The sequence below is a fragment of the Pseudomonas fluorescens genome, assembly GCF_900215245.1.
Lineage (GTDB): Bacteria > Pseudomonadota > Gammaproteobacteria > Pseudomonadales > Pseudomonadaceae > Aquipseudomonas > Aquipseudomonas fluorescens.
Genome location: NZ_LT907842.1, coordinates 5279411 through 5303179, shown reverse-complemented (window position 1 = coordinate 5303179; position 23769 = coordinate 5279411). Strand labels below are relative to the sequence as shown.

Here is a 23769-nt window from a genome sequence, read left to right as displayed (position 1 = left end):
ACACGGTGGGAGGCAGCAAGCCCCCTCCCACAGTGGGTTTGGCGTGGTTATTGGCTGATAGCGCCGTCTACCAGCACCTGGGCTTCTTCCACCAACTGCTTGAGGTGATCTTCGCCAATAAAGCTCTCGGCGTAGATCTTGTAGATATCCTCGGTGCCCGATGGCCGCGCGGCGAACCAGCCGTTCTCGGTCATCACTTTCAAACCGCCGATGGCCTGGTTGTTACCCGGCGCATGGCTGAGGATTTGTTGGATGCTCTCCCCGGCCAATTGCGTGGACGTGACCTGCTCCGGCGACAGCTTGCCCAACAACGCCTTCTGCGCCGGAGTGGCTTTGGCATCGACACGAATCGCGAACGGCTCGCCCAGGGCGTCGGTCAGGCCACGGTAGATCTGGCTGGGGTCCTGGCCTTTGCGCGAGGTCATCTCTGCCGCCAATAAAGCCGGAATCAAGCCGTCCTTGTCGGTGCTCCACACGGTGCCGTCTTTACGCAGGAACGAGGCGCCGGCGCTTTCTTCGCCGCCAAAGCCCAGCGAACCCTCGAACAGGCCATCGGCAAACCATTTGAAGCCGACCGGCACTTCGTACAGGCGACGGCCGATGCGCGCGGCGACGCGATCAATCAAGCCGCTGCTGACCACGGTCTTGCCGACGGCCGCGTCGGCGCGCCAGTCCGGACGGTTCTGGAACAGGTAATCAATCGACACGGCCAGGTAGTTGTTCGGTGCCAGCAGGCCACCGGACGGCGTGACGATGCCGTGGCGGTCGTGATCAGGGTCGCAGGCGAAGGCTACGTCAAAGCGTTCTTTGAGGCCGATCAAACCTTGCATGGCGTAGCTGGAGGACGGGTCCATGCGGATCTGGCCGTCCCAATCGACGCTCATGAAACGGAACGTGGCGTCGACTTCGGTGTTGACCACGTCGAGGTTCAAACGGTAGTGCTCGGCAATTGCCGACCAGTAGCGCACCCCTGCTCCGCCCAACGGATCGACACCCAGGCGCAGATCGGCGCTGCGGATCGCGTCCATGTCGATCACATTGACCAGGTCGGCCACGTAGCTGTTGAGGTAGTCATGGCGATGGGTGGTATCCGCCTTGAGCGCCTGGGCGTGCGTGATGCGTTTAACCCCGGCCAGCTTGTTGGCAAGCAGCTCGTTGGCCTTGGCTTCGATCCACTTGGTGACATGGGTATCGGCCGGGCCGCCGTTGGGCGGGTTGTACTTGTAGCCGCCGCTTTGTGGCGGGTTGTGCGACGGCGTAATCACGATGCCGTCGGCCAGGCCGCTGGTACGGCCACGGTTGTAGCAAATGATCGCGTGAGAAATGGCCGGGGTCGGTGTGTACTCATCGCCTTCGGCGAGCATGACGTGTACACCGTTGGCAGCCAGCACTTCCAGGGCGCTGGCACCGGCAGGTGTCGACAATGCGTGGGTGTCCAGGCCAACGAACAAAGGACCATTGATGCCCTGGGCTTCACGGTACAGGCAGATGGCCTGGCTGATGGCCAGCACATGCCATTCGTTGAAGCTCAGCTCAAACGAGCTGCCACGGTGCCCGGAGGTCCCAAAGGCCACACGCTGTGTGGAGATCGCTGCATCAGGCTGGCCGGTGTAATAGGCCGTGACCAGTCGCGGGATATCCACCAGCAACTGAGCTGGGGCCGGCTTGCCCGCAAAAGGACTGATTGTCATGCATAAACCTCGAGAAGGAAGGATTCGGAAAAAATGACAGTTTACTGAGAGTTGGACTACTGCGCGACGGTATCGATCCTACAGCAGCGAGAGAAATTTCATGCGCTTAGGCTATCTGTGCCTGTCGCAGCGCCTCACCGAGTGTCTCCAGGGCACTCTCCAGGTTGGGCTGGCCATGGAAAGTATGACTTAACCGCAGGTGCTGGTGATGCAGGCCGCTGACGCTGAACAGTTCTCCCGGTGCCACCACCACCTGCCGCGCCAGCAAATACTGGAATGCCTGGCGCATGTCGACGGGTTGCGTGGAGCCTAACCAGAAAGCGCCACCCCCTGCGGGCATCCGATAGCTCACTTGATCCCCCAGGTACCGGTCCAGGTACTGGCTCATTTCGCCCGCCTGTTCACGCAGCAACCGGCGCAAGTCGTGCAGGTGCTGGTCGATGCGCCCACTCTGGTACACACGGGCAATCGCACGTTGGCGAATTGAGGACAACCGGAACGCGCGCAACAGGAACTGACGTTGCAATTCGCCGCTGCTGTGGCGCGCTAATGCGTAGCCAAACGGCGCCTCTGGCCCGAGTATTTTCTCGAATGAGGAAAACACCACCAATCGCTCGGGGTTGACGAGGTCACGCAGGGGCGCCTGGGGCTGCTTGAACCCCAACTCACCACAGCTGTCGTTTTCGAGCAGCCAGCACGCGTACTGGTCCAGCAGTTTCGCCACGCCCTGGCGGTCGCGGGGCTGCATCGCGACCGCCGAAGGCAGGCTGACCGACGATGACAGCAACACCAGGTGCACCGGTTCACTGCGCAGCATGCCTTCGAGCATCACCAGGTCCAGACTGCCCTCGTCCGACCAAGGCAGCTCGAGGATGCGCACCCCGGCATCCCGTAGCACACGCAGGATCAGCCAGTCGCAGGGTGACTCGACGATCACCGTGGAGCCGCGCAAGCCCAACACCTCAATGAGGATGTCGAGCACACCGCGCAGGTCGGCACCGATATACACGTCGTCGGCGTGCCAACAACGCGTCGGCGACGTGGTATAGCGTGCCGCCAACGCCGCTCTCAGCTCCCAAACGCCACAGGGTTGGGACCACGGCTGCAAATGTCGCGGGTACTGGCGCACCAGTTCGCGCTCCAGGCCCAGCAATGTGCCGTCCAGCGACGCCAGCAACGCAGGCTCGTCGCCGCTGAGTACCACCATGCCCGGGCGCCGCGCGGCCACATAGAGGCGTTCAAGTAAATCGCCACTGGGCCAGCTCACCGGGCTACCCGCCAGCGGCCATGCGTAATAGCCCGACTTCGCCACCGAGTAGACCCGGCCCTCTTTCTCCAACAGCGAGTACGCGTATTGAATGGTGGAGATCGATACATTCAAACGCTGGGACAACTGCCGCAAAGACGGCAGTTTCACCCGCGTATCGCTACTGACCTCATTGATCAGGTTGATCATGTAGCGATAGACCGCCTGATAAGCGAAGTCTACTTGCCGCGCACCCCGCAGCGTCATCGCCCGGACAGCTGACAGGCCATGCTGCCACTGGCCTGGGGCCGTTGCGTTGGACCGTTGCGTACGCCACCCGGGGCAAGCGTCATCGGCCGTTTGCGGTACAGATGCTGAAGCAAAGGCAGTGGCAGCCCGCTGGCATCGGTCACCCATTGCTGCAACATCTCGGCGGCCGGCTTGCCCTGCAGCACCTTGTGCAGTTCAGGCAACGCCACCAACATTCCCGGGTGGCACTGGCGCAAGTAACCTTCCAGTCGCTCGCCGTGATGGATAAACGGCGAAAACAGCAGGCAGATCAGCTGGCTTTCATCCAGGCCGAAGAACTGCTGCGCGTACGTGCTCGACACGACGCGCTCCTCGCGGTTGACGGCCCGAGTCACCAGTTCCTCGGGAACGTGCCGCCGACGCAGGTACTCACGCGCCAGCACCAGGAACTCATCGACGCCTTCCTCATAACGCAATTCGCGCAGGCACTCGGCCTGCAGGCCGCGCAGGTGGGCCATCAGCAACGGATTGGCAAAGGCTGGGTGGCTGAAATGAAAGCCCAGCGGGTCGGGTGTGTAGGCCATGAACTCGGTGAGCAAGGGCGCGCGGGGGCGATCGATCCCCTCAAGCAGGTCGGCAATACCGATGTACGCCAAGTGGCGGTGCCCACCCGGGCTGATGTCGGCCTTCGGCACATAATGCTCACCGTACAGGTCGCGGTAGAAGTCGCCGCTCCATTCATCCATGCGCGTGAACAGCCCGTTGAGCGAAGCTGGCTGGCCCTTCGAAGGGCTGACACCTTTGGCTTGAGCGGCCTTTTTCAGCCAGGCGAGGAGTTGGCTCTGTTTGCGCGTAGAGTCGCCGCTGACCAATGCATGTACGCCGCCTTTCCAGGCGGTGACGCGCTGATAGAAATCACCCAGCGCCAAGTAGGTCTCGTTGCACAGGGTGGCGCGAATATCGCCGGAAGTCAGATGCCCCACCATTAGCATGTTGCGCTGGTGGGTATCACAGGCCCGGCCAGATACCGGATGTTGATGATTGAAGGGCAGCACGTGTTGATTGTCGACCATCAACAACTCGACCCGGGGGTCGTCATGGAAAAACAGTCGGCTGTAACCGCGATGAATCGCGTCAAGGGTGTCTTGAGTCATGCCCGCGTGACACAGCGTGGCGACCCGTAGCTGAAATGTTCTGGGCGAGCGCCCGGCGATACTCAGTTGTGCGGCGCGCAGCATTGCCAGGGTGTAGCTGCTGACTTCGCCGCCGCCATGGGCCACCAGCACCTTGTAACTCCCTACTTGCTCCATACCACCGGCGGCCACGACGATACGCTGAATCAACAATTGAAGTGCTGTGCGTTCTGCACGGGTGAAGTACCCAACTAAGCGTTGCTGAACTTGCTGGTATACGTAATTCATAGCCTGTTCGTGAATAGCGCTCATAGCTCTACTACCTGAGTTGAAATATCAGTTTCAAACAACTACCGAGCGTAGCTGCCCGATCTATTGCATGTGTAATAACGTTGCCCGCAGCGTAGTGTTCGGGATAAATAAACACCAGCATCTTGCAACAAATCGACGGACTGCGTACTTCCCACGTCCGAGCGCATTTGCGGCACCGAACGTCCGTACGACAAGCATCCAGAGCACTGCGGCAGTGCTCCTAGGAACATTCAGACAAGTTCCTACAACGCCTTAACAATAAGTTCAAAGATCTATCCGACAAACAAAACTCACTAAACTTCGATCTTCGCTTGGGTGTGGATTGATATCTGCCGTGAAAATCTACCCGTCCGCGGGGGCCTGCAAACACTGCACCCTGCGCAATGACAGAAAGTACCCACTGCCACTTCAATTGGTCATTCATTACTCAGTCCTTGAGTTGAAAGTGAAGCACCAATTATCAGGGCTGAAATAATGAATAACAGATACAGAACCTGACCGAAAACCAGTTCAGTTAGTTATCGGGCACTGCGTTGGAGACGCGCGCACAAAAACGCCGCGCTGAATTTCAGGGCGGCGACGGGGAGAAAGGTATCGTTTACAGGACGGAACGGCCCCTGCGCGCTTCAGTCAACGCGCAGGTTAAACCCTGTCAAATGGCGCATTTGCCCCATGCGTCCAGGGTTTTGAAGACGAATTTGCGAATCCTCCTACAACTCAAACAGCTTCAACCTGCAACGCAACACGCTCGCGGCACGGACATTCGTCCATATAACGGTGCGCTTCAACGAACTGATTGAACGCAAATACCGTGGTTTTCAGTGGCACCAGCACGCGATCGGCGGTCAATTGGTTGATATCGCGCAACGCACGTTGCAACGCCACATGGTCCTGAATGATGCCCAGCTCCGGCTTACCGGTGAAGTTGCCGATACAGTGCACGAAGAACTGGATGTTCTTCTGGAAGGCTGCACACGCCGGGAATGGCGTCTGGTTGCCGCCTTGCAACCCGTAGAGCACGAGGCTGCCACGCGGGGCCAATACGTCGCCCAGCAATGACATCTGCGGGCCACCCAAGCCATCGAATACCACATCAACGCCGCGGTTATCGGTGTACTTGTTGATCTGCATGAGCAGGTCCTGCTCTTCGGTGACGATGACCTTCTCCGCCCCCAGGGACAGCAAATACTCACGCTCGGCGCTGTCCTTGGTCGCAGCAATCACCCGCACCCCAAGGGCCTTGCCCAGTTGTACGAACGAGGGGCCGGCACAGTGGCTGGCGTCGGTGACCAGCGCAAATTGGCCGGGCTTGACCCGCGCCAGATCCATGTAGGCAAAGTAGGCAATCAGCAGCGGCGTGTAGTGCACGCTGGCTTCAATCGGGCTCAAGACATCCGGGTAGCGGGTCAAGGCCGAACGGGGCAGGACGATCAGCTCGCCATACACCGGGTAATCATTGGGGCTTTCGGCCGGAAAACTGGCCACTTTATCGCCCACGGCCAAGTCATCCACGCCCTCACCGAGGGCGACAACCACCCCGGCCATCTCATGACCAAGGCCGGACGGCAGACGTGCATGCGAAGACGCCAGGTTCTGACGCCACAAAATGTCATACCAGCTGATGCCAATCGCCTCGACACGCACCTGCACTTCGCCCGGTGCGGGCTGCGCGGCTGCATGCTCTTCGCATTTGAGCACCTCGGCCGGACCAAACTTGTGAAAACGGATCGTGCGGGACATCGCAAACCTCGTCAAAGTAACCTCTAATGCCATGAACTCTATCTGGGCTTTCCAGCGAAGGCCATCGGTCGGCGTTAATAGTCGACATGCCTGTCATTGATTCCGCAACCGAGGAATAGACCTCAACTCTTATAGGAAAACTCAATTATCTTGTGCAGAGTACCAGCCTTTCCCCGTAAGATTCATGCCGGTCATGCGTCTAAGTGGAACCTGAGGGTTCTGAATATGGCCGTTCACGTCAAGTTTGCTGACTCTTCCAGGACACAAGATGAACCGTAACGACCTGCGTCGTGTCGACCTTAACCTCTTGATCGTATTCGAAACCTTGATGCATGAGCGCAGCGTGACCCGCGCCGCCGAGAAGCTGTTCCTCGGCCAGCCGGCCATCAGTGCGGCGTTGTCGCGTCTGCGCGGGCTGTTTGATGACCCATTGTTTGTGCGCACCGGGCGCAGCATGGAGCCGTCGGCACGCGCCGTCGAAATCTTCGCCCTGCTCTCCCCGGCCCTGGACTCGATTTCCACCGCCGTGAGCCGTGCCGCCGAGTTCGACCCGGCCACCAGCACCGCGGTGTTCCGTATCGGCCTGTCCGACGACGTCGAGTTTGCGCTGCTCCCCCCATTGCTCAAACGCCTGCGTGCCGAAGCTCCGGGCATTGTGCTGGTGGTGCGCCGCGTCAATTACATCCTGATGCCGGGCCTCCTGGCCTCCGGTGAGATCTCCATCGGCGTCAGCTACACCGCCGACCTGCCGGCCAATGCCAAGCGCAAAGTACTGCGTCGCAGCCTGCCGAAACTGCTGCGTGCCGACAGCGTACCCGGCTCGCTGAGCCTGGACGACTTCTGCGCGCGCCCCCACGCCCTGGTGTCCTTCGCGGGCGACCTGAGCGGGTTTATTGACGAAGAGTTGGAAAAACTCAATCGAAAACGCCACGTGGTACTGGCGGTGCCGCAGTTCAATGGGCTGGGCACCTTGCTGGCGGGCACCGACATTCTGGCCACCGTGCCGGACTACGCAGCCGAGGCACTCACAGCGGCGGGCGGCCTGCGAGCCGAGGACCCACCGCTGCCGGTGCGCACTTTTGAACTGCATATGGCCTGGCGCGGGTCGCAGGATAACGACCCTGGGGAGCGCTGGCTGCGGTCGCGGATCCAGATGTTTTTTGGCGACCCTGACAGTCTTTAGGGATCGTCTGGCAGGCTGTGCGGCTGATCATTTCGGCCTTTGCATAAACCATGGAGCGCCATTCACTTCCAGCGGATTGGACTGCCCCCGCTCCCGTAGACTTTTCCCGACCCTATCGTATGCGTGATTACGATCCGAGCCGCGGGCATACGACCTGCGGCTCATAATGATGAGTCACTGTGAAATGCGCAGGATGTGCGGTACGCATCTTAGTTTTCAGCGACTCTCCAGCAGTCCATTTCAAGATGCGCTGACGGGCCAACCTTTATGCGTGAGTGAGGTACCAGCGCCAGTCCTGTTCCCCGACTTCAGCATTGAATTGACGGAACTCGCGCCACTTGATCGCCAGGAACACCTTCAGGAACTCAGCGCCCAGCGCTTCACGTGCCCAGGTTGAACGTTGCAGTGCCTGCAACGCTGTCAGCCAGTCGGTGGGTAGAAAATCGGTCGCCTGTTCATAGCCATTCCCCACAATCGCCGCGCCGGGATCGCTTTGATGCGTGATGCCGTAGTGAATACCCGCAAGTAACGCGGCAGCGGCAAGATAGGGGTTGGCATCGGCACCGCAAATGCGGTGTTCGATATGCCGACTGATTGCAGGGCCGCCGGGCACGCGGAACGACACTGTACGGTTGTTGACGCCCCAACTTTTAGCCAGCGGCGCGTAACTACCGGTTTGGAAGCGTCGATATGAATTGGCGTGGGGGCAAAATATCGCCAGAGCGTCAAACAAGGTCTCCATCATCCCGCCGATGGAGTGCCGCAACAGCGGCGTACCCTGTGGGTCTTCGCTCGCATACAAGTTGTTCCCGTGCTCGTCGGCAAGGCTGACGTGCAGGTGCATACCGCTGCCGGCCTGGTCGCTGAATGGCTTGGCCATGAAGCACGCTTGCAGCCCATGTTTGTTGGCCACACCTTTGACCAGGCGTTTGTAACGTACGCCTTCATCAATGGCCTGAAGTGCGTCGAAACGATGCTCCAGCGTCAACTCGACCTGGCCTGGCGCGTACTCGGATATCGCCGTACGTACCGGCAACCCCTGCAGCGCGCACGCCGCGTAGAGGTCATCCAGAAACGGTTGAAGCTGCTCCAGCTCGTATACGCCATAGACCTGTGGAGCAACAGGGCGTACGCCATTGGCCTGCAACGCCGGCTGCGGCCGACCGTTGACGTCGCGTTGTCGGTCCAGCAGGTAGAACTCCAACTCAACGGCCATGACCGGATGGAATCCATCGGCTTTCAGCCGCTCGATGGTGGTCACCAGCACGTGGCGCGGGTCCGCCGGTGCGGCGGGAATACCTTGGGTCGGGTGCATGCTCACCTGCACTTGACCGGTGGGGTTGGTGCGCCAGGGTTGTAAGGTCAGGCTTCCCGCCAAGGGGTATGTCCAACAATCGGCGTCAGCAACATCCCAGACCAAGCCGGTGTCTTCTACGTCTTCACCCTGCACGGTCAAGGCGAGAATGGAACTTGGCAAAGGCCGACCATTTTCGTAGATCGCCAGCAGTTCGTCGCGATGCAACAGTTTGCCCCGTGGAACGCCATTCGCGTCGATAAGGAACAACTCGATGCTCAGCACTTCAGGGTGGGCGGCCAGATAATCCAAGGCCTCTTTTTTATCCGCAAATTGCATGTCAAACCTCTTAGCGCTCATTCAAGCGACGGGCAGTATTTAAGAACAATGGCGTTTTCAGACGTGCCGTTATCACGCGATAACCCGCGCGCCAGGCAGGGCAAGCAGCGTGGTCAGTGCGTTATCCAACTCAGCGATCAGCCTGTCGATATCCGCATCACGTGTCTGCGGACAGCACAGGGTCATGTTGTGAAAAGGCGTGATCAGGATTCCGCGATTGATCAAATAGAGATGCAGCGCCATTTGGAGGCTGTCGTGAAAAGCCGCCTCGGCTTGCGCGCCTGTTCTTGGCGGTGTGGCACAGAATTGAAATTCACAACGAGCGCCCAACTCTGTTACCGACCAGTTCAGTTGGTGCCGCTTGAACAACGCTCGAAATCCCTGCGCCAGCCGTGAGGCCAGGGGCAGCATATGCTGGTACGCAGACTCGGTCATGACCTCTTCGAGACTGACGCGCATGCAGCGCATCGCCAGTGCGTTGGCGGACAGCGTCGTGCCCATGCCACTGTGGCCATGCCCGCCGCTCTCTTCGCTGATGGTCTTCTGGACGTCGCGCATGGCCGAGGCGACTGGCTCGCTAACGCCAAACACCGCGCAAGGCACGCCACCTGCAATGGGTTTACCCACCACGAAAAAGTCGGGTTTCAACGCCCAGTGGCGCGTGCATCCACCGAGGCCGGTGGAAATAGTGTGGGTCTCATCAATGACCAACAGGCTGCCATATTTAAGGGTCAGCTCTCGACACTTTTGCATGAACCCCGGATCCGGCAGGACCATGCCAATGTTCGTCATCGCCGGCTCGCACATCAGCGCGCACACATCGCCCTGGGCTAACGCCGCCTCCAGTGCGGCGACATCGTTGAAAGGGATGGATCGACTGTATTGGCTCAAGTCGTAGGCTTGGCCCACAAGACCTGAACGGTGCACTGTTTTGCCGTCGCGGTAGCGCACCATCACGTCATCCACGGTGCCGTGGTAGCAGCCATCGAACACCAGCAAGACGTTGCGCTGGGTGATAGCGCGCGCCCAGCGCAGCACATAACGGTTGGCGTCAGTCGCATTGGCGGTCACTTGCCAGTAAGGCAGCTCGAATCGCTCAGCCAGCAACTCGCCGCAGACCACCGCGTCTTCGCCCGGCAGCATCGTGGTCAAGCCATTATTCGCCTGCTCGGTTATGGCGCGGACAATAGGATCAGGTGAATGGCCGAACATCGTCCCGGTGTCGCCAAGGCAAAAGTCGATGTATTCATGCCCGTCGACATCGGTGAAGCGCGCCCCTTTGGCACGCTGGACGAAGAGCGGCGAAGGCATCGACCAATCGCTCATCCAGTGCATGGGCACACCGTTGAACAGATTCGCCTGGGCGCGCTCGGCCAGCGCCAGTGAAGTGGGGTTGTTTTCTATAAACCGGGCACGCTCGGAGGCGGTAAAAGCAGCAATCGCTGATTCACTAATTCCACTGTTCGACATGATCAATACCCCATGTTAATTATCAAATTAATTAAAAGTCCGTTGCTGACTGACAGCCGAATACGGCTCAAAGCACTCATAGGTTCTTTGATACATCGCGCTTGTATAAATCTCGGTTATCGCCCCCCGCCCACAATCGTGGATTGAGCGCGCTGGCGCGTATTCAAACTTACTAATCGCCGTGAGGGGCTTTGTTCTCGATCAGACAGTTCCCGCCATCCACCACAAGGACTTCCCCTGTGATGTAACTGGCGTCAGGCGATGCCAGAAATGCAACCGCCGCCGCCACTTCGCGGGGGCTGCCTGCGCGCCCCATTGGGGTGAAGCGCCCCGCCTCGGCTTCAACCGGGGTGGTTGAGCCCGTGGTGATCCAGCCGGGGGCCACGCTGTTGACGGTAATCCCCTGCCTGGCGACTTCAAGCGAAAGTCCCATGTTCATGCCCACCATCGCTGCCTTGGCGGCGCTATAAGCGGCTTCCCCCGGATTGCTCCCTCGGGTGCCAGTGGTAGAACTGATATTGACAATGCGCCCGTAACTTCTGGCCTTCATACCGGGCAACACGGCTCGGGTCAGCAGAAAGGCGGTGGTCAGGTTTCGGGCCAGTGAAAGGTTCCAGTCATGGAGTTCCATCGACGCCAATTCCGAGAAAATCTCAGGGCTGCCGTGCATGGACATCCCGGCATTGTTCACCAGAATATCGACCCGTCCCCAGACTGACTCTGCCCACAGGCTGAATTCACGCACCAAGTTTTCATCAGTAAGGTCAACAGGCCGGCCTTCAACTTCAAACCCTTCACGGCGCAGCTCTTTAACCCGATCCACAATGCGGTTGCTGCTGGCAGTGATGATCAACTTCGCTCCGGATGCACCTAGCCTGCGAGCAATAGCCATGCCGATCCCGGATTCACTCCCGGCACCACTGACGAGTGCAACATACCCTCTCAATTGCGTATCCAACATGGTGTGCCCCACGTACTTCATTTGAAAGAGAGTAGAAACTAGGCGAATAAATCTGATACATAAAGACAATCATCATCAGAAAATCTGACAACCCCCATGGCGTTTACCAGTGAGTCACTTAAGATTTTCCTTTCGGTCATCGACAGCGGATCCTTTTCGGCGGCGGCGCGAAAATTAGGCCGGGTCCCCTCGGCCGTCAACATGGCGGTGTCGCAGCTTGAAGCAGAGCTGGATTTGTTGCTGTTTGACCGATCAACTCGCAAAGCCATTCCTACGGCCGCCGCCAAGGCACTTGAGCCCCAGGCACGACAGGTCGCGAGCCAGATCAACCTGCTGGATGCGCATGCCCTCCAACTCCATCAGGGGTTGGAGGAACGCTTGGTCTTTGCGATGGCGCCGGAGTTGCAAACAGGCGTCTGGAATCGTCCGCTGTCGATTATCGCCAGGGAGTTTCCCACGCTTGAAATCGAGATTCGCTCCGCGTCCCATCCGGAGGCTATGCGCATGCTCCATGAAGGGCGTGTGCAATTGGCACTTGGATTTGAACGACCAGGGCTTGATGAGCGGGAAACATTTCTTGAGGCGGGGAGCCAGTTGTTAGTCGCGGTTGCGGCTCCAGATCACCCTGCGGCCGCCGGCAAGAAAAGCCCCTTAAGTGAGGAGCAACTGGTCAACGTTCGGCAGATCATCGTCGCTACAGGAGGCCCTGCAGACTCTGACCCACGTGTTGTGCTGTCGCGGCGGATTTGGCACAGCGACAATTATCTGGCCACGCTGGACCTGGTGCAGCAAGGATTAGGTTGGGCTTATCTTCCAAAATCGCTGGTACACCCTCTCATCACGTCAGGCGCATTGACGGAGGTGGTGTTTGACTACATGCCGAGTCAGATGCGGCTATGGGTCGATATCATCTGGGTAAAAAACCGGCCCCTGGGACTGGGCGCGCTTCGTTACCTGAGCCTGATACGCGAAATCACGGAAGGCGAGCCTCGCCGTATTTGATGAGTAAACGTGCACATTGAGGCTTGCGGCGGCGCCCACTCGCAGTAAAAACAACCACCGCCGACTCGCCCATTCCACGTTTGGACATGATCATAACCTCTTGTCCAATATCGGCATCAATGGGTCACCGGCAGTTTCCAGCGCAGGCGCCGCAATCAATCGCCATGTCCGCGCCAGTGATCGATCGCGCACCGGGTTGGGATAGGAAAAACGCCAGCTCGGCGACTTCTTCCGGCTGGATAAAAAGGAGGTCGAGCGTCACAGAGCAGATCGAACAGGGGTCTGAGTTGTGAGGTTCAATCATTGCTTCAGCGGGCGCTAACCCGCCGTCGCGAAGATCAAACAACTCATCACCCCGTCATTATTAGCCGCCTGGCTCAGCGCGTGTGTAGCCGCTCACCAAACCGCGATATGTGCGTCCGCCCTTGGCTCAGTGCCGCCGCACAACACGCCGGTGGCCGGGTCACGCAGGATGATCTGCCCCCGCCCGTAGTCGGTCAGGTCGCTGTCGGTCTGCACCTTGTGCCCGCGCCGTGCCAGCGCATTGACCAGGTCGCGCGAAGCGCCATGTTCGATGCCGACCTTCATGTCGCCCAGCCATTGCCAGCGCGGCGCGTCCAATGCCGCCTGGGGGTTGAGACCGAAGTCCACCAGGTTCATCACCATCTGCACATGGCCCTGGGGCTGCATGTAGCCGCCCATCACGCCGAACGGTCCAAGGGCCTGGCCGTCTTTGCTGAGAAAACCCGGGATGATGGTGTGGAAGGTTTTCTTGCCCGGTGCCAGGCAATTGGAATGGGACTCATCGAGGCTGAATTCCTGCCCGCGATTCTGCAAGGCGATGCCGCTGTCGGGCAGCACCACGCCGGAGCCGAAGCCGTGGTAGTTGCTCTGGATGAACGAAACCATATTGCCTTCGGCGTCGGCGGTCGCCAGGTACACCGTGCCGCTGGCATGGGGGGCGCCGGGTTTGGGCGGCTGCGCCTGCTCGCCGATCTCGCCACGGCGACGGGTGCTGTAGTCGTCACTCAGCAGGTCGGCCACCGCCACGCGCATGTGCGCGGGGTCGGTGATGTAATGCAGGCCGTCGCTGTAGGCCAGCTTCATGGCTTCCAGCTGGCGATGCCAGGTTTGCTGGCTGTCGCGGTGATCGAAGTTAAAGCCTTCGAGGATCTTCAACGCCATCAGTGCAACCAGGCCCTGCCCGCTCGGCGGGATTTCCCAAACATCCACACCCCGGTAATTGATGTGGATCGGCTCCACCCACTGCGCGCGGTAATCCTGGAGGTCGCTGGCGCGCAGGTAGCCGCCGCTGGCGCGCGAATGCGCATCCAGGCGCTCGGCCAGCGCGCCGCGATACAGGCTTTCGCAGCCGGTGGCGGCGAGTTCTTCCAGGGTGCGGGCCTGGGCCGGGTTGCGGAAAATCTCCCCCGCCCGAGGCGCGCGCCCGTCGATGAGGAAGGTGTCGAACCAGGCTTGCAGCACCTCATCGCGGTGCGGGCTGAATTCGTTCAAGGAGATCTGCCATTGATGGGCAACCACCGGAGACAGCGGGAAACCGTCGCGCGCCAGGCTGATGGCCGGCTGCAGCAAATCGGCAAACGGCAATTTACCGAAGCGTTTGGACAACTCGGCCCACGCCGACGGGCAACCGGGCACCGTCACCGAGGTCCAGCCGTACAGCGGCATCTGCTGATGCCCCGCCGCCTTGACCGCCTCGATACTCAAGGCAGCCGGCGCATGGCCGTTGCCGTTCAGGCCATGCAACTGGCCCTTGCACCACACCAGCGCAAAGGCATCGCCGCCCAGGCCACAACCGGTGGGCTCGACCACGGTCAGCGCGGCGGCGGTGGCAATGGCGGCATCAATGGCGTTACCGCCCTTCTGCATGATTTCGATACCGGCCTGGGCCGCCAGCGGTTGCGAAGCGGCGACCATGCCGCGACGCGCGAACACGCTCTGGCGTTGCGACGGATAGGGGTATTCGTGAGCGGAAAATTTCAACATGGCAAAGGCTCTTCAAAAAAGGTCATAACACGCGGCTGAGAAACGCCCGGGTCCGCGGATGGCTGGGATGGCTGAAAATCTGCTCCGGCGGCCCTTGTTCGATCAGTTCGCCCTGGTCGAGCACCACCACGCGGTCGGCCACTTCACGGGCAAAGCCCATTTCGTGGGTGACCACCACCATGGTCATGCCCTCCTCGGCCAACTCCTTCATCACCTGCAGCACTTCGCCGACGGTTTCCGGGTCGAGGGCGCTGGTGGGCTCGTCAAACAACATCGCCTGGGGTTTCATCGCCAGGGCACGCGCAATCGCCACCCGCTGCTGCTGGCCGCCGGAGAGCATCGACGGGTAGTGGCTGGCCTTGTCCGCCAGGCCGACCCGCGCCAGCAAGCCCCGAGCCTGTTCCAGCGCCTGGGCACGCGGTACGCCGAGCACCTGGATCGGCGCTTCGATGATGTTTTCCAATGCGGTCATGTGCGGGAACAGGTTGAAGCGCTGGAACACCATGCCGATGTCGCGGCGCTGACGGGCGATGTTGCGCTCCGAATCGCGCACCAGGCTGCCATCGGCACGTTCGCGATAGCCCATGGCGCGGCCATTGACGCGAATGCGCCCGCCCTGGATGTCTTCCAGCAGGTTGATGCAGCGGATAAAGGTGGTCTTGCCGGAGCCGGAGGCGCCGATCAGCACGACCACTTCGCCGCGCCGCACTTGCAGGGAAATGCCCTTGAGGATCTGCAACTCGCCGAACGACTTCTGGATATCCTGTGCGTCAATGATCAGCTCTTCACTTTGGTGCGCCATGGTTAACGTCCCCTCAGCAGTTTCAGGGTGCTGCGACCGAACATGCGGCTGGCGGCCGGAGGTGGCGCCGAAGGTCGATCGGACTGGCCGAAACGGTTTTCGAGCCAGCGTTGGAAAAAGCCCCACAGCGTGGTCAAGGTCAGGAAGTAGATCGCGACGACCAGGTACAACTCGAATACGCGAAACGTCGCCGAGGTCACCATCTGCGTGCTGAGCAACAACTCCTGCACGCCGATCACACTCACCAGCGTGGTGTTCTTGAGCATCACATTGAACTCATTGCCCAGCGGCGGCACGATCACCCGAAACGCCTGAGGCAGCACGATGCGCCGCATCAGCTTGCCGAACCCCATGCCCAGGGAACGCCCGGCTTCGTACTGGCCCTTGTCCACCGCGCCAATGCCGGCGCGGATGATTTCGGCCATGTACGCGCCTTCATTCAGGCCCAGGGCGATGATCGCCGCCTGGATATTGCCGGGGATGATCAACCCGAACAGCTCAATGTCCTCGAAGCGGAAGATCCCGCCCGCTGCCAGTGCGGTGTACAAAAACACGATCTGCACCAGCAACGGCGTGCCGCGCATCAGCCACACGTAAAGGCGTACCGGCAGGTGCAGCAGCGGGTTCTTCGACAGACGCAACAGCGCCGCCGCCAGGCCCAGCACACAGCCGAGCAGCATCGCCAGCACGCTGATCAGGCACGTCAGCCACAGCCCGGTGAGGTAGACCCCACTGGGCTGCAGCAGGTATTGCCAGAACACATCCCAATTGAAATTCATCGTGGTGGAACCTCAGTCAAGTGTGTCGCTGCTGACATGCCATTTGTTGAGCAATTGCACATAGCTGCCGTCGCTGCGCATGTCGCTGATGATCTGCTGCACGGCGGCGGTCAGTTGCGGGTCGTCCTTGCGCATGCCCAGGCCGGTGAGGATGCGGCTGAATGCAGGCACCCCTTCCTGAAACAGCTCCGGGGCCATCGCCGCGTAGTAACCGGCGGTTTCCACGGTGGTGCCATAGGCGTCGACCTGGCTGATGCGCAGCGCCTGGAATGCATCGGTGTCGGTGTTGTAGACCACCAGTTTCATCGGTGGCTTGCCAGCCTTGGCGAGGCTCTCGTTCTGGGTGTCGAGCAGGGTCTTGATGGTAGAGCCGTTGAGCACTGCCACCTTGTGCGCGGACAGATCATCCAGGGTCTTGATGCCTTTGGGGTTGCCCTTGGGCACCACCACCGCCTGGCTGGAATACATGTAGTTGACGATATCGATTACCTGGCGCCGCTCGGGCTTGTCGAACAGTTGGTCGACGATCATGTCGCACTGTTGGGCAAGCAGTGCCGGCACCAGGCCGGAAAACGGAATGACCCGCCATTGCACGGTTTTATTGCCCAGGCGCTTGGCGATTTCCAGGCCCAGGTCGACGGTGAGCCCACGCGGCTTCTGGGATTCGTCGAAGGACACCAAGGGCGGTGAATCCATCCCCGAGCAGTAGACAAGTTTGTCGACTTTCTGCAATCGCTCCGGTACCTGGGGCGCAGCCGCCGCCCATTGTGTGCAGAGACCAAGGGTTACAGCCACCAGCAAGGCGCGGCGTTGTTTATGCATGACCAGACACTCCAGTTCGTTGGTTAACGGGGCAGGACTCAAAGTCAAAACACGGGCGGGCTCGGGCCCACCTCTGGTTATTTTTCCGATTGCAGGAATTGAATCAGCGCCGGCACGGTGCCTTCGATGTGTTCGCGCACTACGGCCTCGGCGCGGGCCGCGTCGCCGGAGCGGATGGCGTCAAGGATTACTGCGTGTTCCTGGCGGGCGCTGAGGGGTTTCTCGCCGTGCTGCAACCACAGGCGCATGGGCGCCTCGACCAGCGAGTACAGTGCCGAGATCTGCTTCATCAACCGCGGGCGCCCGCTGAGGCTGCACAAGTATTCGTGAAACGCGCGGTGCCGGCTGACCCAGGCGGCACTTTCGTCACGGTAGTCGTCCATCTCATCGAGCATACGTTCCAGTGCAGCCAATTGACGCTCGCCGATGCGTGCCACTGCCACACGCACTGCCAGGCCTTCGAGAGCGCTACGCATCTCGAACACTTCGTGCAGTTCATCGATATCCAGGCCACCGACGACAGCGCCGCGATTGGGCCGCAAAGTCACCAGGCCCTGGGCATCCAAGCGGCGGAAGGCTTCGCGCACTGGCATGCGGCTCATGCCGATCTCACTGGCGATGTCCTCGGCAATCAACCGATCGCCTTTGCGCAAACGACCGCCGCAGATGGCGTCGAGGAGGAAGTTGTAGGCCTCCTCTTCGGCAGTGAGAGGCTGGCGGTCACCATAAGTGGGGGAAAATTGCATTGGCAGCCTCTTTGTATTTTTGTATCCAATTATCCATGGATGCAATAAAGCACGGGGCGTGCCAACAACGTTTGGTGCGGGTTAACTCACTGATTCGAATGCGATCTTTGGTTTATACGCGGGATCGATGCCGCAAGAACAAATAGCCATGTGCTACTAAATGGCACAGCGGCGGTCTGTTTCTGTGCAAACAAGTAGCGGGTGTGCGACAAAAGATGACCCGCGCCGAGGCGGTCTTTCTGGAGCGCTTCCAGCAGTTGCTCATGACGGCGGACGTGGCGGGAAGGCTTCAGCGTTTACTCAGCCCCAAGGTCCGACATTCAATCCTTGCTGAATTTGGGTATGGCCATACGGCTACCCGCCTTGACTTCGCGCAACGCCTGACAAAACTGATCGAAGGCCATCTTAAATTGCCTGAACAGATGAGCGGGCACTTCAAGTTAGCGGTCATGGATGCCAATTGCCTGGGCGCGCCCCGCTGCAGGCAAGCGTTGAGCGTTTAAGGCCCGCCTATGAGTCAGCACTCATGAAGTGGGTCGGCCAGTTGGGCCATCAGCCCGGCGGCCTGTTGCGCGAGGGTGCGCTCACTGCAATTTTGCCCATGCTGAACAGCCTACCCACAGGGCTGAGCCCGAAGGTTGATAACAGTCAGCGTCGGCTTATCACAAAGACCAGCGCCGATGCGGTCATACAAAGGATCGTCTGGAAGGCTGTTCGGCCGATCAACCCTAGCGCCATGCTCAAGTCCTTTGAGCGTATGTGGGCAAAGTGCGACATCACCCTCCACGCAGTTCACGCGACGCACTGGACCATTGCCCGTAAGCATTTGGCAGTCACAGCGCCGCGGCGGCGGGCAAGGCAATACGGGTGCGCCGCTCATTCAGGGCAAATACCGTCATCGCCAGCGCCGCAATCGCGCCGGGGATCGCAAAGACCATGAAATTCAGTTGCAGAGGCAGTTCGATCGCCATCAGCGCGCCGCCCAACAGCGGGCCGACAATCGCGCCATTGCGACCGATGCCGGACGCCCAGCCCAGGCCCGTGGCGCGAATCGACAAGCCATAGAGCTGCGCAGCCCCCGCGTACAGCAGGATCTGCGTACCAATGGTGGTGGCACCCGCGACGAAGATCAGCAGGTACAGGACCGGCATCGGGCTATTGATGCCCAGCAGGCTGATCGAGACCATGGCCGCGGCGAAGAAGCAGATCACCACTTTCATCAGGTTCAGGCGGTCGCCCAACCGGCCGCCGAGCAGCGCCCCGGCCATGCCGCCCAGGTTCAGCGCGATCAGGAACGACAGGCTCGACCCCAGGCTGTAACCGGCACCGGCCATCAGCTTGGGCAGCCACGAACTCAATGCGTAGACCATCAGCAGGCAGCAGAAAAACGCGACCCAGATCATCGCCGTACGCACCGCCAGGCCATGCCGGAACAGCTCCACCACCGAGGCGCCTGTACCTTTGCTGTCGGCGATCACCAGCGCATCGTCGACCTCGATCCTGGTGCCTGGCGACAACCGATTAAGCAGCGCGCGAGCCTTGTCTTGCCGGCCCTGGCGGATCAGGAAGCCGATGGATTCAGGCAGCCCGTACACAATCAGTGGCAACAGCAGCAGCGGAATCACCGCCACAAAAAACATCGACTGCCAACCATAGGCCGGCAGCATGAAAATCCCAACGCTGGCGGCGAGCGTGCCGCCCAGGGAGTAGCCGCTGAACATGAAGGCCATCAAGGTGCTGCGGAATTTCTTCGGCGCGTATTCGTTGATCAGCGCCGCCGCGTTGGGCATCAACCCGCCGCAGCCGAGCCCGGCGATAAAACGGCAGAGACCGAACTCGGTTGGGCTGCTGGCAACACCATTGACGACGGTGGCCAGACTGAACAGGGTGAAACAGAACACGATGCCTTTCTTGCGCCCGAAACGGTCCGCCAGGGTGCCGAAAATCAGCGCACCGAACATCATGCCGAACAGCGCATAGCTGCCCAGCGCGCCAGCCTGCAACGGCGTCAGCCCCCACTCGCGCATGATTGACGGCAGGACTACGCCGTAGATAAACAAGTCGTAGCCGTCAAAGATCAACAGCAAGGCACACAGGCTCACAATCAACCCGTGGAAGCGGTTGAACGGGGCATTATCGATAATCGAATGGACATCATGGCTACGCATGGCAGTGCTCTCTTTATTGTTGTTGTGAGTCAGTGTCAGCTGCTGGAAAACGCCTTAGCCGAGGTCGCCGCCGCCCACCGGCAAGGTCACGCCGGTGATATAGGAGGCCTCGTCGCACGCCAGGAACAGAATCGCGCCAGCTTGTTCGTCGATGCTGCCGTAGCGTTTCATCGGGCTGCTGTCGAGGGTCTGGTCGACGATCTGCTGGTACCACACCCGCTCCTGCTCGCTCTGCGGCTGGCTGTTGCGCGGAATGCGCCGTGGTGGCGCCTCGGTGCCGCCGGGCGCGGTGGCGTTGACGCGAATCCCGCTGCCGGCAGTCTCCAGGGCCAGACAGGCCGTCAAGGCATTCACGCCGCCCTTGGCCGCGCCATACGGCACGCGATTGACGCCACGCGTCGCCACGGAAGACACGTTGACGATGGCGCCTGCGCCCTGCTCCAGCATGTAGGGCAGCACGCAATGGCAGCACCACAACGTAGGGAACAGCGAGCGGCGCACTTCGGCCTCGATTTCAGCCTCGGCGTAATGCTCGAAAGGCTTGGCCCAGATGGTCCCGCCGACGTTATTGACCAGCACGTCGATGCGCCCGAAACGCGCCGTGGCGGCGGCCATCACCCGCGCGCACTCGCTGTAGTGTTCCAGGTCGGCGGTCAGCAGCAGCGCTCGCTCATGCGGCAATTCATGCACCAGCTCGGAGCGATCCACCGCGACCAGCCAGGCGCCCTCCTCCAGCAAACGCTCGGCGACCCGTCGGCCGATCCCTTGGGCAGCGCCGGTGACCAGCGCGACCTTGTTGTTAAACCGTTGAGTCATGCGGCAGTCCTCAGGCGGCATCGCACGTGGCGACGGCGTTAGCGGTGAATTTCTCGTAATGGAAGCTGGCCGGGGTCACGCCCTGCTGCTTGAAGTGCTCGCGCACCGCATCGACCATCGGCGGCGGGCCGCACAGGTACACGTCGACATCGCCGCCATTAAGGGCTTCGTCGGCCATGTGCTGGGTCACATAGCCCTGGCGCGGGTGAGTGGTGTGCGGATCCGCCACGCAGGTCACCAGGTTGAAGTCGGGCAAACGCGCGGTAATCGCCTGCAACGCCTCGACCATCACCAGGTCCTGGTCCCGCGTTACGCCATAGATCAACCGGATCGGCCGGGTCTCCTGGCGCTGCGCGAGCACTTCAAGCATCGACAGGAACGGCGCTAGGCCGGTACCACCGGCCAGTAACAGCAGCGGCCGCGCCACCTCACGCAGGTAGAAACTGCCCAGTGGGCCAGTGATCGCCACGCTGTCGCCCGGCCGGGCGCGCTCGAGCCAACTGCTCATCAACCCGCCGGGCACGTGTTTGATCAGGAAGCTGGCGCGCGTGTCGCCCGGGCGACTGCTGAAGGAGTAAGCGCGTGTCTGCCCACTGTCGGGCACGCTGATATTCACGTACTGGCCGGGCAGGAATACCGGCGCCTGGTCCAGCGCGAAACTCACCTCCAGCGCGGCATCGGCATGTCGGGTGATGCCGGCCAGCGTCGCGGCAAAGTGCGTGGTGCCAGTCTTGCAGGCGCTGGACGGCACCGGCACGGCGATCACGCAGTCGGACTGCGGCACCATCTGGCAGGTCAGTACCTGGCGCGCCTGCGCTTCGTCGGCGCTCAGGGCATCGTCGATATAGTCGTCGCCCAAGTCGTAGGTGCCGGTTTCACAGCGGCATTTGCAGGTGCCGCAGACACCGTCCGAGCAGTCCATGGGCAGGTTGATGCGTTGGCGGAAGGCGGCATCGAGCACCTTTTCCCCCACCTTGCAGTCGATGAAGCGGGTCACCCCATCCTCGAAGTTCAGGGCAATGGCATACGTCATGGCGGTGTCCTCAGATGTGGTAGATGTCGATGACCTGGTGGATGTAGTCGTTTTTCAGCACCACCTTCTTGCGCGTGATCAGCGGCTGTTCGGCACCGATGTCGAGGCGATAGAAGGAGGTACCGAAATAACTGTCGGTGGTTTTGTAGCGATGGCTGAGGGTGTGCCAGTTGAAACGCAGGTCCACCTGCGCGCCGTCGGCGGCCAGCACTTCGAGGTTGCACAGCATGTGCACAGTGCGCGGCTCGGGCGTGCTGGCGCTGGAGCGCTCGGTCTTGATGCGGAAGATGCGGTCTTCCAGGCCGTCACGGTTGGGGTAGTAGATCAGCGAGATTTCGCGCTGCGGGTCTTCGGTGAGGGTGTCGTGATCGTCCCAGGCGGGCATCCAGAACTCGGCCTTGGGCGAATAGCAGGCCAGCCAGTCATCCCATTGGCGGTCGTCGAGCAGGCGCGCTTCACGGTAGAGAAAATCCAGCAGGTGGTCACGGGCAAGGCTCATGGCTGCACCTCGCGGTCGCTGGCAATCAGCCCTTGCTGCTCGCGCTCGATCGCACGCTGCAGGCTTTGGGCCCAGTGCGCATGCTGGCGCACAAACAAGCCCTCGTCCTCGGTCTTGACCCCGCTGAGCTGCGGTTGCATGCCCATGGCCAAGGCATTGTCGTCCGCGCCTTCGACCCACTGCCTGGCGCCACGGCTCAAGTCATTCCACAGGGTGCTCGCGCCCTGGTAACCGGTCTGGCAGGCGCGGAATTCCTCAAGGTCGTCCGGGGTGCCCATGCCGCTGACGTTGAAGAAGTCTTCGTACTGGCGAATCCGCGTGGCGCGCTCCTGGGCGCTTTCGCCGATGGGCGCCATGCAATAGATGGTCACTTCGGTTTTATCCACGGCGAGGGGGCGCACCACGCGGATCTGGGTCGAGAACTGGTCCATCAGGTACACATTGGGGTAGAGGCAGAGGTTGCGGGTCTGGTCGACGATAAAGTCGGCGCGCGCCTGGCCCAGGCGTTCGGCCAAGGCCTCGCGGTGAGCGTGCACCGGGCGCACTTCGGGGTTGAGCAGGCGCGTCCACAGCAGGATATGCCCGTGGTCGAAGGCGTAGACGCCGCCCAGGCTTTTCGACCAGCCATTGGCGTCGACGGTGCGCGTGCCTTCGGCTTCGTAGTTGCGCCGACCCATGGTCGCCGAGTAGTTCCAGTGCACGGAGCTGACGTGGTAACCGTCGGCGCCGTTTTCGATTTGCAGCTTCCAGTTGCCGTCATAGACATAGGATGAGCTGCCGCGCAGCACCTCCAGGCCCAAAGGCGCCTGGTCGACCATCTGGTCGATGATCACGCGGGTTTCGCCCAGATAATCGCAGAGTTCGGGCACCGCATCGCTGAGGCTGCCGAACAGGAAACCGCGGTAGTTTTCAAAGCGCGCCAGGCGCTTGAGGTCATGGGAGCCGTCGCAGTCGAAGCTGTCCGGGTAGGCGCCGGTCTTCGCGTCCTTTACCTTGAGCAGCTTGCCGGCGTTGCTGAACGTCCAGCCATGGAAGGGGCAAGTGAATGAGCCCTTGTTGCCTTGTTTACGCCGGCACAACATGGCGCCGCGATGCGCGCAGGCGTTGACCAGGCCATGCAGCACGGCGTGTTTGTCACGGGTGATGACCACCGGCTGGCGGCCGATCCAGGTGGTGAAGTAATCGTTGATCTGCGGCACCTGGCTTTCATGGGCCAGGTAGATCCAGCCGCCTTCGAAGAGGTGTTTCATCTCCAGGGCAAACAGGTCGGGGTCGGTAAAGATGTCGCGGCGGCAGCGGAACACCCCAGTGGCGGGGTCTTCCTGTACGGACTCGCGCAATTGGCAGGCGAGTCGGTCGAGTGTACTGATCATGGGGCGGGCCCTCCGTTGTTCTTGTATCAGGCGCCCTCACCGTACGTGTTCGCCCTGCGCGTCAATATCCGCTGCCTGCACATCGCTATCCGCCAGGCGCACGT

General features: G+C 60.8%; 19 protein-coding genes and 2 pseudogenes. 3 read left to right on the top strand and 18 right to left on the bottom strand.

Annotated elements, in window-relative coordinates; all coding sequences use genetic code 11:
- Nucleotides 1-47: 47 nt before the first annotated feature.
- From pgm to CPH89_RS24540, 4 genes are all read right to left on the bottom strand, one after another.
- Nucleotides 48-1691, bottom strand: a complete 1644-nt coding sequence (pgm, locus tag CPH89_RS24555) for a phosphoglucomutase (alpha-D-glucose-1,6-bisphosphate-dependent) (protein WP_053256182.1) — start codon at nt 1689-1691, stop codon at nt 48-50.
- Between the two features lie 106 nt (nt 1692-1797).
- Nucleotides 1798-3204 carry an aminotransferase-like domain-containing protein gene (locus CPH89_RS24550; protein ID WP_053256183.1) on the bottom strand — a complete coding sequence of 469 codons (1407 nt, stop codon included), beginning with the start codon at nt 3202-3204 and terminating at the stop codon, nt 1798-1800.
- Nucleotides 3201-4631: a hypothetical protein gene (locus CPH89_RS24545; RefSeq protein WP_053256184.1), complete on the bottom strand. Its 1431-nt coding sequence runs from the start codon at nt 4629-4631 to the stop codon at nt 3201-3203. Before CPH89_RS24545 ends, CPH89_RS24550 begins: the two co-directional genes overlap by 4 nt.
- Before the next feature lie 717 nt (nt 4632-5348).
- Nucleotides 5349-6371: a zinc-dependent alcohol dehydrogenase family protein gene (locus tag CPH89_RS24540; RefSeq protein ID WP_053256185.1), complete on the bottom strand. Its 1023-nt coding sequence runs from the start codon at nt 6369-6371 to the stop codon at nt 5349-5351.
- A 268-nt stretch (nt 6372-6639) separates the two neighbouring features.
- Between CPH89_RS24540 and CPH89_RS24535 the strand changes: the two genes are divergently transcribed.
- The gene (locus CPH89_RS24535) at nt 6640-7554 is read left to right on the top strand and encodes a LysR family transcriptional regulator (protein ID WP_053256186.1); all 915 of its coding nucleotides are present in this window, start codon (nt 6640-6642) and stop codon (nt 7552-7554) included.
- A 265-nt stretch (nt 7555-7819) separates the two neighbouring features.
- Here the strand turns inward: CPH89_RS24535 and CPH89_RS24530 are convergent, their stop codons facing one another.
- The 3 genes from CPH89_RS24530 to CPH89_RS24520 all read right to left on the bottom strand — a co-directional run bounded on the left by CPH89_RS24530 (nt 7820) and on the right by CPH89_RS24520 (nt 11618).
- Complete coding sequence (locus CPH89_RS24530; RefSeq protein ID WP_053256187.1) at nt 7820-9187, bottom strand: glutamine synthetase family protein; 1368 nt, start codon at nt 9185-9187, stop codon at nt 7820-7822.
- 72 nt (nt 9188-9259) lie between these two features.
- Nucleotides 9260-10657, bottom strand: coding sequence for an aspartate aminotransferase family protein (locus tag CPH89_RS24525; RefSeq protein ID WP_053256188.1), 1398 nt, complete (start codon nt 10655-10657; stop codon nt 9260-9262).
- 172 nt (nt 10658-10829) lie between these two features.
- Nucleotides 10830-11618: an SDR family NAD(P)-dependent oxidoreductase gene (locus CPH89_RS24520; protein ID WP_053256189.1), complete on the bottom strand. Its 789-nt coding sequence runs from the start codon at nt 11616-11618 to the stop codon at nt 10830-10832.
- Between the two features lie 96 nt (nt 11619-11714).
- Here CPH89_RS24520 and CPH89_RS24515 point away from each other — a divergent pair, with 96 nt between their 5' ends.
- Complete coding sequence (locus tag CPH89_RS24515) at nt 11715-12620, top strand: LysR family transcriptional regulator (RefSeq protein ID WP_003236546.1); 906 nt, start codon at nt 11715-11717, stop codon at nt 12618-12620.
- Nucleotides 12621-12744: 124 nt separating this feature from the next.
- Here the strand turns inward: CPH89_RS24515 and CPH89_RS30660 are convergent.
- The 6 genes and pseudogenes from CPH89_RS30660 to CPH89_RS24485 all read right to left on the bottom strand — a co-directional run.
- Nucleotides 12745-12864 (bottom strand): annotated as a pseudogene (locus CPH89_RS30660) (SDR family NAD(P)-dependent oxidoreductase); the annotation flags it as partial.
- Between the two features lie 152 nt (nt 12865-13016).
- Entirely contained in the window at nt 13017-14627 is a 1611-nt protein-coding gene (locus tag CPH89_RS24505) for a gamma-glutamyltransferase family protein (protein ID WP_053256190.1), read from the bottom strand.
- A 22-nt stretch (nt 14628-14649) separates the two neighbouring features.
- Nucleotides 14650-15429 carry an amino acid ABC transporter ATP-binding protein gene (locus tag CPH89_RS24500; RefSeq protein ID WP_053256191.1) on the bottom strand — a complete coding sequence of 260 codons (780 nt, stop codon included), beginning with the start codon at nt 15427-15429 and terminating at the stop codon, nt 14650-14652.
- Between the two features lie 2 nt (nt 15430-15431).
- Complete coding sequence (locus CPH89_RS24495; protein ID WP_053256192.1) at nt 15432-16208, bottom strand: amino acid ABC transporter permease; 777 nt, start codon at nt 16206-16208, stop codon at nt 15432-15434.
- Between the two features lie 12 nt (nt 16209-16220).
- Nucleotides 16221-17030 (bottom strand): ABC transporter substrate-binding protein, encoded by an 810-nt coding sequence (locus CPH89_RS24490; protein ID WP_053256193.1) that lies wholly within the window; start codon nt 17028-17030, stop codon nt 16221-16223.
- A 77-nt stretch (nt 17031-17107) separates the two neighbouring features.
- Nucleotides 17108-17776 carry a GntR family transcriptional regulator gene (locus CPH89_RS24485; RefSeq protein ID WP_053256194.1) on the bottom strand — a complete coding sequence of 223 codons (669 nt, stop codon included), beginning with the start codon at nt 17774-17776 and terminating at the stop codon, nt 17108-17110.
- 359 nt (nt 17777-18135) lie between these two features.
- Here CPH89_RS24485 and CPH89_RS24480 point away from each other — a divergent pair.
- Nucleotides 18136-18476: pseudogene (locus CPH89_RS24480) on the top strand (TetR/AcrR family transcriptional regulator); the annotation flags it as partial.
- Between the two features lie 133 nt (nt 18477-18609).
- Here CPH89_RS24480 and CPH89_RS24475 read toward each other — a convergent pair.
- The 5 genes from CPH89_RS24475 to CPH89_RS24455 are packed head-to-tail and all read right to left on the bottom strand — an operon-like array spanning nt 18610 to nt 23665.
- Entirely contained in the window at nt 18610-19944 is a 1335-nt protein-coding gene (locus CPH89_RS24475; protein WP_053256195.1) for an MFS transporter, read from the bottom strand.
- A 54-nt stretch (nt 19945-19998) separates the two neighbouring features.
- Nucleotides 19999-20760, bottom strand: coding sequence for a 1,6-dihydroxycyclohexa-2,4-diene-1-carboxylate dehydrogenase (locus tag CPH89_RS24470; protein WP_053256196.1), 762 nt, complete (start codon nt 20758-20760; stop codon nt 19999-20001).
- 10 nt (nt 20761-20770) lie between these two features.
- A complete protein-coding gene (gene benC, locus CPH89_RS24465; RefSeq protein ID WP_053256197.1) occupies nt 20771-21793 on the bottom strand; it encodes a benzoate 1,2-dioxygenase electron transfer component BenC in 1023 nt (340 codons plus the stop codon).
- A gap of 10 nt (nt 21794-21803) precedes the next feature.
- Nucleotides 21804-22292, bottom strand: coding sequence for a benzoate 1,2-dioxygenase small subunit (gene benB, locus CPH89_RS24460; protein ID WP_053256198.1), 489 nt, complete (start codon nt 22290-22292; stop codon nt 21804-21806).
- Nucleotides 22289-23665 (bottom strand): SRPBCC family protein, encoded by a 1377-nt coding sequence (locus CPH89_RS24455; RefSeq protein ID WP_053256199.1) that lies wholly within the window; start codon nt 23663-23665, stop codon nt 22289-22291. The genes benB and CPH89_RS24455 overlap by 4 nt, the downstream gene beginning before the upstream one ends.
- Nucleotides 23666-23769: the final 104 nt, after the last annotated feature.